This is a genomic window from Lentzea aerocolonigenes (genome assembly GCF_000955955.1).
GTDB classification, from domain to species: Bacteria; Actinomycetota; Actinomycetes; order Mycobacteriales; family Pseudonocardiaceae; genus Lentzea; species Lentzea aerocolonigenes_A.
On record NZ_JYJG01000289.1, the window covers coordinates 1 to 15,630 of the forward strand.

At 68.4% G+C, this 15,630-nt stretch carries 14 protein-coding genes and 1 riboswitch; of the genes, 10 read left to right on the plus strand and 4 right to left on the minus strand.

Annotated features, from left to right (window positions below; translation table 11 throughout):
• Positions 1 to 238: 238 nt before the first annotated feature.
• Genes dnaK through UK23_RS32965 form a run of 4 tightly spaced genes read left to right on the plus strand, consistent with a single transcriptional unit; the run spans position 239 to position 4,353 of the window.
• Positions 239 to 2,110 carry a molecular chaperone DnaK gene (dnaK, locus tag UK23_RS32950; RefSeq protein WP_045315620.1) on the plus strand — a complete coding sequence of 624 codons (1,872 nt, stop codon included), beginning with the start codon at positions 239 to 241 and terminating at the stop codon, positions 2,108 to 2,110.
• Positions 2,107 to 2,739, plus strand: coding sequence for a nucleotide exchange factor GrpE (grpE, locus tag UK23_RS32955; protein WP_045315621.1), 633 nt, complete (start codon positions 2,107 to 2,109; stop codon positions 2,737 to 2,739). Before dnaK ends, grpE begins: the two co-directional genes overlap by 4 nt.
• A 19-nt stretch (positions 2,740 to 2,758) precedes the next feature.
• Positions 2,759 to 3,919 carry a molecular chaperone DnaJ gene (dnaJ, locus tag UK23_RS32960; protein ID WP_045315622.1) on the plus strand — a complete coding sequence of 387 codons (1,161 nt, stop codon included), beginning with the start codon at positions 2,759 to 2,761 and terminating at the stop codon, positions 3,917 to 3,919.
• A gap of 5 nt (positions 3,920 to 3,924) precedes the next feature.
• The gene (locus UK23_RS32965) at positions 3,925 to 4,353 is read left to right on the plus strand and encodes a heat shock protein transcriptional repressor HspR (RefSeq protein WP_045315623.1); all 429 of its coding nucleotides are present in this window, start codon (positions 3,925 to 3,927) and stop codon (positions 4,351 to 4,353) included.
• Positions 4,354 to 4,716: 363 nt separating this feature from the next.
• Here the strand turns inward: UK23_RS32965 and UK23_RS32970 are convergent, their stop codons facing one another.
• Positions 4,717 to 5,604, minus strand: coding sequence for an SDR family oxidoreductase (locus UK23_RS32970; protein WP_045315624.1), 888 nt, complete (start codon positions 5,602 to 5,604; stop codon positions 4,717 to 4,719).
• 85 nt (positions 5,605 to 5,689) lie between these two features.
• Between UK23_RS32970 and UK23_RS32975 the strand changes: the two genes are divergently transcribed.
• A complete protein-coding gene (locus UK23_RS32975) occupies positions 5,690 to 6,265 on the plus strand; it encodes a TetR/AcrR family transcriptional regulator (protein ID WP_045315625.1) in 576 nt (191 codons plus the stop codon).
• Here UK23_RS32975 and glyA read toward each other — a convergent pair.
• Positions 6,248 to 7,465 (minus strand): serine hydroxymethyltransferase, encoded by a 1,218-nt coding sequence (gene glyA / locus UK23_RS32980; RefSeq protein WP_045315626.1) that lies wholly within the window; start codon positions 7,463 to 7,465, stop codon positions 6,248 to 6,250. The genes UK23_RS32975 and glyA overlap by 18 nt on opposite strands.
• A gap of 13 nt (positions 7,466 to 7,478) precedes the next feature.
• Positions 7,479 to 7,561: riboswitch (ZMP/ZTP riboswitch) on the minus strand.
• Between the two features lie 6 nt (positions 7,562 to 7,567).
• The gene (locus tag UK23_RS32985; protein ID WP_045315627.1) at positions 7,568 to 8,671 is read right to left on the minus strand and encodes an FAD-binding oxidoreductase; all 1,104 of its coding nucleotides are present in this window, start codon (positions 8,669 to 8,671) and stop codon (positions 7,568 to 7,570) included.
• Between the two features lie 303 nt (positions 8,672 to 8,974).
• Here UK23_RS32985 and UK23_RS32990 point away from each other — a divergent pair, with 303 nt between their 5' ends.
• From UK23_RS32990 to UK23_RS33000, 3 genes are all read left to right on the plus strand, one after another.
• Complete coding sequence (locus tag UK23_RS32990; RefSeq protein WP_231114794.1) at positions 8,975 to 9,589, plus strand: pyridoxamine 5'-phosphate oxidase family protein; 615 nt, start codon at positions 8,975 to 8,977, stop codon at positions 9,587 to 9,589.
• Positions 9,590 to 9,616: 27 nt separating this feature from the next.
• Positions 9,617 to 10,030, plus strand: a complete 414-nt coding sequence (locus UK23_RS32995; RefSeq protein WP_045315628.1) for an HIT family protein — start codon at positions 9,617 to 9,619, stop codon at positions 10,028 to 10,030.
• A 61-nt stretch (positions 10,031 to 10,091) separates the two neighbouring features.
• Entirely contained in the window at positions 10,092 to 11,759 is a 1,668-nt protein-coding gene (locus UK23_RS33000) for an MDR family MFS transporter (protein WP_231114795.1), read from the plus strand.
• Here UK23_RS33000 and UK23_RS33005 read toward each other — a convergent pair.
• The gene (locus tag UK23_RS33005; protein ID WP_045315629.1) at positions 11,657 to 12,040 is read right to left on the minus strand and encodes a VOC family protein; all 384 of its coding nucleotides are present in this window, start codon (positions 12,038 to 12,040) and stop codon (positions 11,657 to 11,659) included. The two genes, UK23_RS33000 and UK23_RS33005, sit on opposite strands and share 103 nt — an antisense overlap.
• Positions 12,041 to 12,102: 62 nt before the next feature.
• Between UK23_RS33005 and UK23_RS33010 the strand changes: the two genes are divergently transcribed.
• Together UK23_RS33010 and UK23_RS33015 are read left to right on the plus strand one after the other, a co-directional pair.
• Positions 12,103 to 13,461, plus strand: coding sequence for a chondroitinase-B domain-containing protein (locus UK23_RS33010; RefSeq protein WP_045315630.1), 1,359 nt, complete (start codon positions 12,103 to 12,105; stop codon positions 13,459 to 13,461).
• 78 nt (positions 13,462 to 13,539) lie between these two features.
• The coding region (locus UK23_RS33015; protein ID WP_045315631.1) for an ATP-dependent Clp protease ATP-binding subunit at positions 13,540 to 15,630 on the plus strand (2,091 nt) is incomplete at its 3' end.

Genomic DNA, 15,630 nt, shown 5'->3' on the forward strand with positions numbered 1-15,630 from the left:
GGTACTTGCAGACGCCAACAGGGCAGACCCCTTGGAATCAACCGTCTAGCCGCGCGAACCAGGGGGAATGTGTCGAGGGCCACTCCACAAGGGGTGGCCCTCGACGCGTTCTGAGGGAACAACCAGACTTTCCCGGCCGTTGGTCGAAGCAGAAAGCTTGAGTCGGGTAGGCTCAGGTTTGAGCAGATGGCAAACTTGAGTCAGCAACGCTCAACAAGTACTAGCGGAAGGAACTCCAATGGCGCGTGCAGTCGGCATCGACTTGGGGACGACCAACTCCGTCGTCGCCGTTCTCGAGGGCGGTGAGCCGACGGTCATCGCCAACTCGGAGGGCTCCAGGACGACCCCGTCCATCGTCGCGTTCGCGAAGAACGGCGAGGTTCTCGTGGGTCAGCCCGCGAAGAACCAGGCCGTCACGAACGTCGACCGCACCATCCGCTCGGTGAAGCGGCACATCGGCACCAACTGGAAGACCGATGAGATCGACGGCAAGCAGTACACCTCGCAGGAGATCAGCGCGCGCGTGCTGATGAAGCTCAAGCGCGACGCAGAGGCGTACCTGGGCGAGGAGATCACCGACGCCGTGATCACCGTCCCCGCCTACTTCGAGGACGCGCAGCGCCAGGCCACCAAGGAGGCCGGCCAGATCGCGGGCCTCAACGTGCTCCGGATCGTCAACGAGCCGACGTCGGCCGCGCTGGCCTACGGCCTCGACAAGGGCGAGAAGGAGCAGACCATCCTGGTCTTCGACCTCGGTGGCGGCACGTTCGACGTCTCGCTGCTCGAGCTCGGCGACGGTGTGGTCGAGGTCCGCGCGACCTCCGGTGACAACCACCTCGGTGGCGACGACTGGGACCAGCGCGTCGTCGACTGGCTGGTCGAGCGCTTCAAGCAGGCCAACGGCATCGACCTGACCAAGGACAAGATGGCCCTTCAGCGCATCCGCGAGGCTGCCGAGAAGGCCAAGATCGAGCTGTCCAGCTCGTCCACGGCGTCGATCAACCTGCCGTACATCACGGTCGACGGTGACAAGAACCCGCTGTTCCTCGACGAGACGCTGTCGCGCGCCGAGTTCCAGCGCATCACGTCCGACCTGCTCGACCGCACCCGCGCGCCGTTCAACAACGTGATCAAGGACGCCGGCATCTCCGTCGGCGACATCGACCACGTCGTGCTCGTCGGTGGCTCGACCCGCATGCCCGCCGTCGCGGAGCTCGTCAAGGAGCTGACCGGCGGCCGTGAGCCCAACAAGGGCGTGAACCCGGACGAGGTCGTCGCCGTCGGCGCCGCCCTGCAGGCCGGTGTCCTCAAGGGCGAGGTCAAGGACGTCCTGCTGCTCGACGTCACCCCGCTGTCCCTCGGCATCGAGACCAAGGGCGGCATCATGACCAAGCTGATCGAGCGCAACACCACGATCCCGACGAAGCGCTCCGAGACCTTCACGACGGCAGACGACAACCAGCCGTCCGTGCAGATCCAGGTCTTCCAGGGCGAGCGCGAGATCGCGGCGCACAACAAGAAGCTCGGCATGTTCGAGCTGACCGGCCTGCCGCCCGCCCCGCGTGGCGTGCCGCAGATCGAGGTCACCTTCGACATCGACGCGAACGGCATCGTCCACGTCTTCGCGAAGGACCTGGGCACCGGCAAGGAGCAGTCGATGACGATCACCGGTGGCTCCGCGCTGCCGAAGGACGACATCGACCGCATGGTCAAGGACGCCGAGGCCCACGCGGAGGAGGACAAGCGCCGCCGCGAGGAGGCCGAGGTCCGCAACCAGGCGGAGACTCTCGTCTACCAGACGGAGAAGGTCGTCAAGGAGAACGACGACAAGCTCCCGGCCGACATCAAGGAGAAGGTCAACGCCGCGATCGCCGAGGCGAACGAGGCGCTGAAGGGCACCGACATCAACGCCATCAAGACGGCGGTCGAGAAGCTCGCGACCGAGTCCCAGGCCATCGGCCAGGCGATCTACGCCAACGCGCCGGGTGCCGCCGGTGCCGAGGCCCCTGGTGCTGACGCGCCCGGTGCCGCTGGTGCGGGCGCCGGTGCCAAGGCCGGTCAGGACGACGTCGTCGACGCCGAGATCGTGGACGAGGACGAGAAGAAGTGACCGAGCCGAGGCACGCCGCCCCTGACGAGGAGCAGCCTCAGGTAGTCGTGAACGACCGGCGCCGGATCGACCCGGAAACGGGTGAGGTCCGGACGCCGGCCCACGCTGCCGACGAGACGGCTGCTCCGGCTTCTGACGAGCCCCTGGTCGCCGAGGTCGTGGACGAGGTGGCCGCCGAGCTGAAGACCCAGCTCGACGAGCGCACCGCCGACCTGCAGCGGCTCACCGCCGAGTACGCGAACTACCGCAAGCGGGTGGAACGCGACCGCGAGGCAGTGATCAACAACGCCAAGGCAGGCGTGGCCGCCGAGCTGCTGCCGCTGCTGGACGACATCGAGAGGGCCGCCGCGCACGGCGACCTGACCGGTGCGTTCAAGGCGGTGGCGGACAAGCTCGTGTCCACGCTCGCGAAGACCGGCCTGGAGCCGTTCGCGCACGAGGGCGAGGCGTTCGACCCGTCGGTGCACGAGGCCGTGCAGCACAGCACGTCCCCGGACGTCGACGGCCCGACCGTCACCGCAGTCCTGCGCCGCGGCTACACGTTCGGCGACAAGCTCGTCCGGCCCGCGCTCGTCGCGGTGACCGACCACGAGCCCGCTGCCGCCGCACCGCAGGCCGAAGAGAACTGACGAGAGGAGGAGACGTCCGGTGAGTCAGAGGGACTGGATCGAAAAGGACTTCTACCGCGAGCTGGGCGTCTCCTCCGAGGCGTCGGCGGACGAGATCAAGAAGTCGTACCGCAAGCTCGCCCGCGAGCTGCACCCCGACGCCAACCCCGGCGACGCCAAGGCCGAGGCCCGCTTCAAGGCGGTCTCCGAGGCCTACGGCGTGCTGTCGGACCCGGCCAAGCGCAAGCAGTACGACGAGGCCCGCCGCCTGTTCGCGGGTGGTGGCGGTTTCCCGGGCGGCTTCGGCGGCGCGGGCGGCTTCGACGTCAACGACCTGTTCGGCCGCGCGGCCCAGGGCACCGGTGGCGGAGGCCTCGGCGACCTGCTCGGCGGCCTGTTCAACCGTCGCGGCGGCGGCACGGCCGGTTCGGCCACCCGCCCGCGCCGCGGCGAGGACGTCGAGACCGACGTCCGCATCGACTTCACCGAGGCGGTCCGCGGCGCCACCGTGCCGCTGCGCCTCTCCTCCCCCGCCGCGTGCACGACCTGCGGCGGTTCCGGTGCCAAGCCGGGCACCACGCCGCACGTCTGCGCGACCTGTTCGGGTTCCGGCCTGGTGACCCGCTCGCAGGGCGCTTTCGCGTTCAGCGAGCCCTGCCGCGACTGCCGCGGCACCGGCCGGATCATCGACGACCCGTGCCCCGAGTGCGGCGGCGACGGCGTCAGCACCCGCACTCGCACCCTGACCGTGCGCATCCCCTCGGGAGTCGCCGACGGCCAGCGCATTCGCCTTGCGGGCCAAGGAGAACCGGGCCGCAACGGCGGCCCCTCCGGCGACCTCTTCGTGCGCGTGCACGTCAACCCGCACAGCGTCTTCGGCCGCCAGGGCAACGACTTGACGCTGACCGCGCCGATGACGTTCTCGGAGCTGGCGCTGGGCACGACGTTGACGGTGCCGACGCTGGACGGCAAGGTGACCTTGAAGGTGCCTGCCGGTACGGCGTCCGGCCAAGTGCTGCGGGCTCGGGGCAAGGGGATCACCAAGCGGGACGGCACTGCCGGCGATCTCCTGATCACCCTGGAGGTCGCGGTGCCGAACAACCTGTCGTCCGACGCCCGCAAAGCCCTCGAGACGTATGCCGAAGTGACTGCTGACCATGATCCGCGTGGCGATCTGAACGCGCTGCTCGAAGGGCGGTGAGTCCGGTGGGTTTTCCCTTCCCTCCTGGGACTGATGAGGACACGCCGTTCTTCGTGATCTCGGTGGCGGCGCAGCTTTCCGGTCTGCACGCGCAGACCCTGCGGTCCTACGACCGGATGGGACTGGTGTCGCCGGGCCGCACGTCCGGTGGCGGCCGCCGCTACTCGATGCGGGACATCGTGCTGCTGCGCGAAGTTCAGCGCCTGTCCCAGGAGGAGGGCGTGAACCTCGCCGGCATCAAGCGGATCATCGACCTGGAGCACCAGGTCGACGCGCTGCGTCAGCGCGTCACCGAACTGACTCAGGAACTCGCGAACGCGTTGGCGGCGGCCGATTCCGCGGCCGCCGCCGTGCACGCGTCCTACCGGCGGGACCTCGTGCCGATCCGGCAGGAGACCGCGCTCGTCGTGTGGAAGCCCAAGCCCCGCAAATGATCGAGCGCATCTACCAGGTTTCGAGTCGCCGCGCCCCAGGGTGGTCGACTACTGCGACCACTGCGTCGAGCCGGAGGACGTCGCGCCGTTCACGACTGTTCCGCTGCGGGACCTGACGGCGGAACAGGTCGAGACTTACTGGCTGCGTTCCGGGACGATCGGCGAGTTCGACGCGGACTTCTGCTGGCTGCGAATCGCGAACACCGGCGCACGAGAAGGGCGACTCGCGCGAACGTCAGGCGATCGAGGCGTACTACGACGCCACGCCCCGTGCCTTCGCCGCCCTGGTCGAGGAGTGCACGGGCGACAACGCGCCCGGCGAGCGTCTCGCGGAGTGGTTGCGCGGCCGGGAGAACCGCTGATTCACCGCTGCTCGAAGTAGAACCCGGCCTCGAGATCCGCGAGCAGGCCGGGTTCCGTCGTTTCCCAGCCCAGCAACGCCTTCGTGCGCGCACCGGACGTCGGCGCGTCCCGCGAGACCATCATCGCGAGCGGGCCGAAGTGCTCTGCCGGGACGCTCTGGACCGGCAAGCTCAGCTTCCGCCCGATCACCTCGGCGATCTCCTTCAGCGTCACCGCTTCCTCCGCAACCGCGTGCAGCACCGAGCCGGTCGGCGCCTTCTCCGCCGCCAGCCGGTAGAGCCGTGCCGCGTCCAGGGTGTGGGCTGCCGACCAGCGGTTGGTGCCGTCGCCCGGATAACCGGAAATGCCCGTGGCACGGGCGGTTTTGACCAGCAGCGGGATGAAACCCGCGGTGTCCAGTGCACTGTGGACGGTCGGCGGCAGCACCACGACAGAGCCCCGGACGTCCTGCGTGTCGATGATCAGATTGCGTGCGGCGCCGCGCGGGCTCTCGTCGGAGACCCGTTCAGTCTCGGTGGCGATGTGGCCGAGTCCCGAGTAGGACAACGTGCCGCCCGTGCCGATCAACGCCTTGCCGGTGCCCGAGAGCTCGTCGAGGAACGCGCGGACGACCGCGAGATCGGCGTTCGAGGCGCCGAGGTAGTCCCCGGCGAACATCTCCTCGTGCTTGAACGCCAGGTGGATCACCGCGTCCGCCTCGGCCGCACCCTTGCGCAGTCCGTCGATGTCGTCGAGGTCGCCGAGCTGGACCGTCGCGCCCTGGGCGTCGAGCTTGGCGGCGGACGCGTCCGAGCGGGCCAGTCCGACGACCTGGTGGCCCGCCCTCAGCAGTTCGGGAACCACAGCCGACCCGACGTGGCCGCTGGCACCCGTGACGAAGACCTTCATGACACTCTCCTGAAAGTGATGGGACTTGGTCTCATCAACCGTAGCAGAGTGATGGGACTGAGTCGCATCACTTATGATGTGAGGCATGGGTCGATGGGAGCCGGACGCGCGGGATCGGTTGGTGCGCGCCGCACTCGACCTGTTCGACGAGCAGGGCTACGAGAACACGGCTGTCGCGCAGATCGCCGAACGCGCCGGGCTCACGAAAAGCACCTACTTCCGGCACTTCAAGGACAAGCGCGAAGTGCTGTTCGGCGGCCAGGACGAGCTCGTCGAGCTGCTGGTCGAGGGAATCGCCGGTACACCCGAGCCCGCTGGGGCGCTCAGAGCGGTCGAGGGGGCGTTGGTGGCGATCGCCGTCACGTTCTCCGAGGAACGACGGGCGAACGGGCCGCGCCGGCTCGCGGTGATCGCTGCCAACGACGAGCTGCGCGAGCGGAACGCGATGAAGATGGCCGGGTTCTCGAACGTGATGCAGGAGGCGTTGCGGCAGCGGGGAGTCCCGGAGCTCGACGCCGCCGTTGCCGCCGAACTGGGCACCGTGGCGCTGCGCGTCGCCTATGACCGGTGGTTGGAGGCCGGCGGGGACTTCGCGGAAGTCGCCCGCCGGGCGCTCGAAGAGGTTCGCCTCGCGGCTGCCGCGCTAGAGGGTGCCGAGTAGTTCCTCGACCTCGGCGGCGATGCGCTCCAGGGCGGGTTCGTTGTCGGCCGACGCGATGGCGCGGTCGATCCAGTCCGCGAGCAACGGCATCTGGGACGGCTTGAGGCCTCGGGTGGTGATGCCCGCGGTGCCCAGGCGGATGCCGGACGGGTCGAACGGCTTGCGCGGGTCGAACGGGACCGCGTTGTAGTTGAGCTCGATGCCTGCGCGGTCCAGGGCTTGGGCCGCGGGCTTGCCGGCGATCTGCTTCGAGGTGAGGTCGACCAGGATCAGGTGGTTGTCGGTGCCGCCGGACACCAGGTCGAAGCCGCGTTCCAGCAGGGCGTCGGCCAGGGCGCGAGCGTTTGCGACGATCGTGTGGGCGTACTCGCGGAACTCGGGCTGCGAGGCTTCGTGCAGGGCAACGGCGATGGCTGCGGTCGTGTGGTCGTGCGGGCCGCCCTGCAGGCCGGGGAAGACCGCGCGGTCGATGGCGCGGGCGTGTTCGGCGTCGCAGAGGATCATGGCGCCACGCGGGCCGCGCAACGTCTTGTGCGTGGTCGTGGTGATCACCGGGGCGTGCCCGGCGGGGGACGGGTGGGCGCCGCCTGCGACGAGGCCCGCGATGTGGGCGATGTCCGCGACCAGGATCGCGTCGATCTCCTGAGCGATCGAGGCGAAGGCCGGGAAGTCGATCGTGCGCGGGATGGCGGTGCCCCCGCAGAAGATCACCTTCGGGCGTTCGGCCATGGCCAGCGAGCGGACCTCGTCCATGTCGACCACGCCGGTGTCCTTGCGGACCTCGTACTGGACGGCGTTGAACCACTTGCCGGTCGCGGACACGTTCCAGCCGTGGGTGAGGTGACCGCCCATCGGCAGGGACATGCCCATCACGGTGTCGCCCGGCTGCAGGAAGGCCAGGTAGACGGCCAGGTTCGCCGGGGCGCCGGACAGTGGCTGGACGTTGGCGTGGTCCACGCCGAACAGGGCTTTCGCGCGATCGATCGCCAACTGCTCGACCTGGTCGATGATCTGCTGGCCCTCGTAGTACCGCTTGCCGGGGTAGCCCTCGGAGTACTTGTTGGTCAGCACCGAGCCTGTTGCTTCAAGCACGGCGGCTGACACGTCGTTCTCCGAGGCGATCATGCGCAGCTTGCGGGCCTGCCGCGCTGCTTCTGCCTGGATAAGGGTGGCGATTTCGGGGTCGACGTTCGAGAGCACGGCGAATCTCCGTGCCGGGCACCCAGGCGTTCGGTGCGCGGCCGTCGCTTCCCGGTGGTCAGTTCCACCCTCGGCACGCCAGTCGCTGCAGACGTGCCGAGCTTAGTCCAGCGTGAACGGGTCGTACTTGATCCGGTCGAGCGGCGTGCCGGCGACCAGCATGCGGGAGACCGTGGACCTGATCATGGCAGGGCTGCCGCAGACCAGGACGTCGCGCTCTTCCCACGCGCCGTAGCGGGTGACCACGTCGGCGAGGCTGCCCTGCTCGACACCTCGGACGCCGGGATCCGACTCCAGCACCGGCACGACCGTGAGCCACGGGTTCGTGGTCGCGATGCGCTGCAGGTTGTCCAGGTCGTAGAGGTCCTCACGGGTGCGGCCGCCGTAGAACAGGTGCACGCGCGGGTTCTCGCCGTACTGCGCCATCTCGTCGATGATCGCGTGCATCGGCGCGACACCCGTGCCGCCGGCCACCATCAGGATGTCCGAGCCGGCCGTGCGGTCGACCGACAGACGTCCCATGGGCGGTCCGATGCGCCACGTGTCACCGGCCTGCGTGTGGCCGACGACCGAGCGTGACACCCAGCCGCCGTCGACGGACCGGATGTGGAACTCGATGACGCCGTCCTCGCGCGGGGCGTTCGCCGGCGAGTAGTACCGCCACAGGCGCTTGCGCTGCGGGGTCTCCACGCTGACGTACTGACCGGCCTTGTAGCTGACCGGGTGGTCGGGCTGCAGGCGGACGACGGCCAGGTCCCACGAGACGCGCTGGTGTTCCAGCACCGTCGCGTGCCAGTAGGCCGGGCCGTTGTCGGCGTCCGCGGCCTCCTGCATGGCCCGCGCCATCAGCGTGTAGGCCTCTGCCCACGCCATCTCGACCTTCGGCGTCCACGCAGCACCCGCGAACTTCTTCACCGCGGACAGCAGCGCCGTGCCGACAGCCTCGTAGTGGACGTTGATGACACCGAACTTGCGGTGGTCACGGCCCAGCTGGCGGAGGAAGGGGATGAGGTCGTCCGGGCGGTCGACCATCTGCACCACGTGCACGAGGGCGCGGAGCAGACGGCTCCGTTGGACCTCCATGTTCGCGGGGAACATCTCGCGTGTGGCAGGCGAGAGCGAGAAGAGCATGCCGTAGAAGAACTTCGCCACTTCTTCGGCATGCGGCTCCACCACCGCGAAGCTCTCCCGGATCATCCGCACCATCGCGGTGACGCCGGGAGGTGGTTCTCGGTGTGGCGGGGTAGGGATGGGGCTCAGCACAGCGTTCGCAGTCATGGTCCGCGCGCAGTCTCCACGTTCTCATTGGCGCCAGCAAGGCGCTGTCGTCCTCGTCAAGCATCCGTCCCCCGACAGAGTGGACAGTAACCCCTGATCGGAGGGTTTGACTCCTTGATGCCACCTTCGAGCGAAGTCTGATTACTCTATGCACATGGTTGTTCCCGCAACAGTGTGAATGTGAGGCCCCGTCTGTACCGGCTTGCGCGCTTGCGTGCGACGGTTGGGCGCGTGTCCCTGCCTGAGCTGACTGAAACCACCTCACCCGACCGTGTTGAGCTCCCCGGCTCACGCGGTGAGCACTTCCTCCAATGTGCCCTGGAGACGTCGGATCGCGCCACACGCTTCTACGACGACCAGGTGCTGGACCACCTGAACCCCGCGATGGCCGAGTTCGTCGGCCGGATGGAGATGGCCTTCATCTCGACCGCTGATGCCGACGGGGAGTGCGACTCGACCCTGCGGGCCGGGCCGGCGGGGTTCATCCAGGTGATCGACTCCCGGACCGTCGCGTACCCCGAGTACCGCGGCAACGGCGTGATGGCATCCCTGGGCAACATCATGGAGAACCCGCACGTCGGGATGCTGATGGTGGACTTCGCGGACGACCTGATCGGGCTGCACGTGAACGGGAGGGCCCGGATCGCGCCTCGGGAGGAGTACGACACCGAGGACAGGAAGGTCGAGCGGTGGGTGGTGGTCGAGGTGCAGGAGGCCTACATCCACTGCCGCAAGCACATCCCGCGGATGATCCCCGTGGACCGGATCCGGGACTGGGGAACTGACGACGTGAAGCGGAAGGGTGGCGACTTCTTCGGGGCCAAGGCGGACAAGGCCGCCGACTGACCTCGCTGGTTCTGGTCACATGGCGGCATGCCGTGTGTCTTCTGCTCCATCGCGTCCGGTGATCTGCCCGCCCACTGGGTGGCGCGGGCACCGGACGCGATGGCGTTCCTGCCGCTTCCAGCCAGCGCTCTAGCTCCTGGCCACACGCTCGTGGTGCCGCGTGAGCATTCGGCAGGAGTGCACGACGCGACCCCGGCGGCCTTCACCGCCGCCGGGCTGATGATCCAACGCGTGGCGCGGGCGATGAAGGTCGCGCTGGGTGCTTCGGGCGTGTGCGTGCTCAACGCGAGCGGGCCCGGCTCCGGCCAGAGTGTCGCTCACCTGCACTTTCACGTCGTTCCGCACTGGGAGGACGACGAGTACTTCGCGTGGCCCGAGCCGTCGGGGCGGCGGCTCGAGGGCGATCTGGCGCAGGCGTTGAGTGACGCAGTAGACGCTTGAATTAGTTGGCCTAGCTAACTACCTCCCGATATAGTTGTATGGCATCAACTAACTATTGGAGGTGTCCGTTCTGAATCGGCCCAACTCGCATCGGGAGATCCTCGAAGCGCTGTCCGGCATCTGGGTAGCGCTGCTCGTCGCAATCCTCAGCTCCACCATCGTCTCGAACGCACTCCCGACGATCCTGGCCGAGCTCAAGGGCACCCAGACCCAGTACACCTGGGTCATCACCTCGATGCTCCTCGCGTCCACCGCCAGCACGCCGCTGTGGGGCAAGCTCGCGGACCTCTTCGACAAGAAGAAGCTGCTCCAGACCGGCATCGTGATCTTCGTCGTCGGGTCTGTGCTGTCGGGGCTCAGCCAGAACATGGAGCAGCTCATCGCGTTCCGCGTCGTCCAGGGCCTCGGCATGGGCGGCGTGCAGGCGCTCGGCCAGGTCGTGGTCGGCGCGTTGCTCAGCCCGCGTGAACGTGGCCGGTACAGCGGTTACACCGGCATGGTGATCTCCGCCGGGACCGTCGGCGGGCCGCTGGTCGGCGGGTTCCTCGTCGACTGGCCCGGCTGGCGCTGGTGCTTCTTCGTCTGCGTGCCGCTGGCGCTCGTGGCGCTGGCCGTGCTGCACAAGACGCTGCACCTGCCGGTCAAGAAGCAGCACGTGAAGATCGACTACCTGGGCGCCACGCTCATCACGGGCGGCGTGAGCCTCGTGCTCATGTGGGTGTCGTTCGCGGGCAAGGACTTCGCCTGGTTCTCCAAGGAGAGCGCGCTGTTCGCCGGCGGTGCGGCCCTGGCGATCCTCACCGCCTACTTCGTCGAGCGCAGGGCGTCCTCCCCGGTCATCCCGCTGCACCTGTTCAAGAACCGCACGGTCGTCCTGGCGATGCTCGGTGGCGTCGCCGTCGGTACGGCGATGTTCGGTGCGTCGGTGTTCATGGGGCAGTACTTCCAGATCGCGCGCGGGTTCTCGCCCACGAAGGCGGGGCTGCTCACGGTGCCGTTGGTGCTGGGTCTGAGCATTTCGTCGACGGTCAGCGGGCAGCTGATCGCCAAGAGCGGCAAGTGGAAGAGCTACCTGGTGTGGGGCGCGTTCTCGCTGGTCATCGGCCTGGCGCTGCTCGGCACGATCGACCACAGCACGAACCTGACGCTGATGGGCGCGTACCTGCTGCTCGTGGGCGTCGGCGTGGGGCTGACCATGCAGAACCTCGTGCTGGCCGTCCAGAACGGCGTCGGGATGTCGGATCTGGGAACGGCGAGTTCCACGGCCACGTTCCTGCGGTCGCTGGGAGGGACGGCCGGCGTCTCGGTGCTGGGCGCGGTGCTCGCGGCCCACGTGAGCACGAAGACGCTCGACCGCGGCTCCCTCTCCCCAGTAGTGCGGGCTTCCTACGGCGACGCGATGGGTGAGTTGTTCCTGATCGCCGCAGGTCTCGCGGTCTTCACGGTGATCGCGGTTCTGTTGATCAAGGAACAACCGCTGCGGGACTCCGTGGACGTCACCCCAACGGGTTCTGGTGCACAGACGGTCGCCACTGAACCTGATTCACCTGTGGATACTGAACAGCGGATTGTGGATAACTCGCCTCCCGCTGTGGACAAGCTGTTGGTACGAATGAGTGACGCTGATCAGGAGGTCGCGGCGCGTTCGGCTGCGCTGCGTTCAACGCAGAACTCGTTGCCCTCGGGGTCGCGCATGGTGACCCAGCCGGTGCCGTCGGGCCTGCGCTGATCGTCGAAGATCGTCGCGCCGATGCCGACGAGGCGCTCGACCTCCTCGTCGCGGGTGCCGTCGGTCGGCTGCAGGTCGATGTGCAGGCGGTTCTTGATCTCCTTGCCCTCCGGCACGTTGATGAAGAGGTAGTTGATGCCGCTCGGCAGCGTGACCATGCACTCCGGGTCGCCGGGGTTGTCGTCCGGGTGCAGCGGCAGGCCGAGGACCTGGCCCCACCACTTGGCGATCTCGTAGGAGTCACGAGCGTCAACGGTGACGTTGTGGATGATTGAGGTCATGGGGCTGATCTTCGCCTAGCCTGGGTGAACCGCCGCCCGAATTTCGGGAAAGGGCGCGTTCCATGAGGCTGTTGGTTCCAGCCGCACTCCTGGCTTCCTTGCTCGTACCGGGCACCGCATCCGCCGCTCCGTGCACGACCGCGGCGAGCGACGTGGCGCTGGCCGAGGCGATCAAAGCCGCGGGTGCGTGCGTCGTCGTCGAGGACGGCACGTACGCACCGGTCACGATCACCGCGGACGAGGTGCACCTGAAGGCGCGCAAACGCTTGGGCGCCGGGTTCACCTCCGGGACCGTGATCGTCACGGGTTCGGGCGTCACCGTCGAAGGCTTCACGTTCACCGGCAGCGCGAACTTCCGGCTCGACAACACGGTCGGCTCGCGGATCACCCGCAGCCTGTTCCGGTCGTCGGCCGCGGAGTTCGTGCAGGTCCACGGGCAGCGAGGCGATCGCAACAGGGTCGACCACAACGAGATGGGCCCGAAGGCGCAGCTCGGGCACATGATCCAGATCGGCAAGAACCCGTTCACGCCGACTCGGACGTTGGTCGACCGCAACTACCTGCACGACCTGGCTCCCGGTGTGCAGGGCGGCGAGGCGTTGCGCGTCGGCGGGTTCGGGCCGCCCGGCGACTACTTCCACGCGGAGACGGTGTTCGAGTACAACCTGCTGGTCAGGCTGTCCGGGGACGCCGAGGTCCTGTCGCTGAAGAGCTCGGCGAACACCTTCCGCTACAACACGGTCCGCGAGTCGGCCGGCGAGATCAACATCCGCGCCGGGCAGGCCAACGTCATCCACGGCAACTTCGTGTTCGCCGACGGGCTCAAGGCCGCGCACGGCATCCGGCTGAGCGAGGACGACCACGTCATCACCGACAACTACGTCGAGACGATGGAGGACGCGTTCCTGCTGTTCGCGGGCGACGAGAAGCCCGGTGACCCGCCGCCCGGTGTGCCGCCGTCGGGTCCGTTCACCGGGCACGCGCAGGTGCGCAAGGCGGTCGTCACCGGCAACTCGTTCATCGCTTCCGCCGGTCGTGGAGCCGACTTCGGTGGCGGAGTGAAGCCGCCTTCTGATCTGACCTTCGCGAACAACCTGGTCAGCGCCGTGGGTGGCCTTGGTGTGGGCAACGCGGCCACTGTCACCACGCCTGTCTACGGTGGCAACCTCGTGTGGTCGCCATCGCCAGGTGTCTCCGGGCCGGGCTTCCTGCTGGCGGATCCGGCGCTGGTGCGGGATTCGCGCGCGTTGCTGGAGCCGACGCGGGCGGCGTTGCGGGCCGGCGTGCGCGGGTACGGGAAGTTCGACGTGCTCGGACGCAACCGCTTGTCCCCGCCGGACGTTGGGGCTGTGGAGGCGTCGAGCTGGTCACGGCCCGTGCGCAAACCGTTGACCATCAGTGATGTGGGCCCTTTCTCATAGTTGAGCGGAACACGCTCAACTTTTCTGACGTTGTGCGGGATGATGGTCCATGCTGGAAGCTGACCACGAGGTGGAGGAATGGACGCTTTCAACCCGACGACGAAGACTCAGCAGGCTGTTTCCGCAGCTGTGCAGGCGGCGACCCTCAACGGCAACCCGGACGTGAGTTCGGCGCACCTGCTCAGCGCGCTGCTGGCCCAGACGGACGGGTTGACCGCGCCGTTGCTGTCCGCGGTGGGCGCCGACCCGACGATCGTGCGCAAGGAGCTGGAGCAGGTCTCCCGCTCCCTGCCCAGCGCGTCGGGCTCGACGGTCTCCGCTCCGCAACTCTCGCGCGACGCCGTGCGGGTGCTCGGCAGGGCACAGGAGCTCGCCACCGAGATGGGTGACGAGTACGTGTCCACCGAGCACCTGCTCGTCGGACTGGCGCAGCACGGCGGTCAGGTGGCCGACCTGCTGCGCCGCCACGGTGCGACGCCGGACGCCCTTCGCGAGGCTTTCGAGAAGGTGCGGGGTTCGGCGCGCGTCACGTCGCCCGATCCCGAGGGCACCTACAAGGCGCTGGAGAAGTACGGCGTCGACCTGACCGAACGTGCCCGCAAGGGCGAGCTCGACCCGGTGATCGGCCGTGACGCCGAGATCCGCCGGGTCGTGCAGGTGCTGTCGCGGCGCACCAAGAACAACCCGGTGCTGATCGGCGAACCCGGCGTCGGCAAGACGGCGATCGTCGAAGGCCTCGCCCAGCGCGTCGTGGCCGGTGACGTGCCGGAGTCGTTGCGCGGCAAGCGGGTCGTGTCGCTGGACCTGGGTTCGATGGTCGCGGGCGCCAAGTACCGCGGTGAGTTCGAGGAGCGGCTCAAGGCCGTCCTGAAGGAGATCACCGACTCGGCCGGCCAGGTCATCACGTTCATCGACGAGCTGCACACGATCGTCGGCGCCGGCGCGACCGGCGAGTCGGCCATGGACGCCGGCAACATGATCAAGCCGATGCTGGCCCGCGGCGAGCTCCGGATGGTCGGTGCCACGACCCTGGACGAGTACCGCGAGCACATCGAGAAGGACGCCGCCCTGGAGCGCCGCTTCCAGCAGGTGCTGGTCGGCGAGCCGTCGGTGGAGGACACGGTCGGCATCCTGCGCGGGTTGAAGGAGCGCTACGAGGTGCACCACGGCGTGCGCATCACGGACGCCGCTCTCGTCGCCGCCGCCACGCTGTCCGACCGCTACATCACCGCGCGCTTCCTGCCGGACAAGGCGATCGACCTGGTCGACGAGGCCGCGTCCCGGTTGCGCATGGAGATCGACTCGCGCCCGGTGGAGATCGACACCGTCGAGCGGGCGGTGCGTCGCCTCGAGATCGAGGAGATGGCGCTGTCCAAGGAGTCCGACGCGGCTTCGCTCGAACGGCTGTCGGCTCTGCGCGCCGAGCTGGCGGAGAAGCGCGAGACGTTGTCCGCGCTGACTGCCCGGTGGCAGAACGAGAAGGGCTCCATCGATCGCGTGCGCGGGCTGAAGGAGCAGCTGGAGTCGTTGCGCGGCGAGTCCGAACGGGCCGAGCGCGACGGCGACCTCGGTCGTGCCGCGGAGCTGCGGTACGGCCGGATTCCCGCGCTGGAGAAGGAACTCTCCGTCGCTGCCGAGTCCACACAGGACTCAGCCGCGATGCTGAAGGAGGAGGTCGGCCCGGACGACGTCGCCGACGTCGTCTCGGCGTGGACCGGCATTCCGGCCGGCCGGCTGCTGGAGGGTGAGACCGCGAAGCTGCTGCGGATGGAGGACGAGCTCGCCCGCCGGGTCGTCGGCCAGGCCGAGGCTGTTCGCGTGGTGTCGGATGCGGTCAGGCGCACCCGTGCCGGCGTCGCCGACCCGGACCGCCCGACGGGGTCGTTCCTGTTCCTCGGCCCCACCGGCGTCGGCAAGACCGAGCTGGCCAAGGCGCTGGCGGCGTTCCTGTTCGACGACGAGCGGGCGATGATCCGCATCGACATGAGCGAGTACTCCGAGAAGCACTCGGTGGCCCGCCTGGTCGGCGCGCCTCCCGGCTACGTCGGCTACGACCAGGGCGGCCAGCTGACCGAGTCGGTCCGCCGCCGCCCGTACTCCGTGGTGCTGCTGGACGAGGTCGAGAAGGCGCACCCGGACGTGTTCGACGTGCTGCTGCAGGTCCTCGAC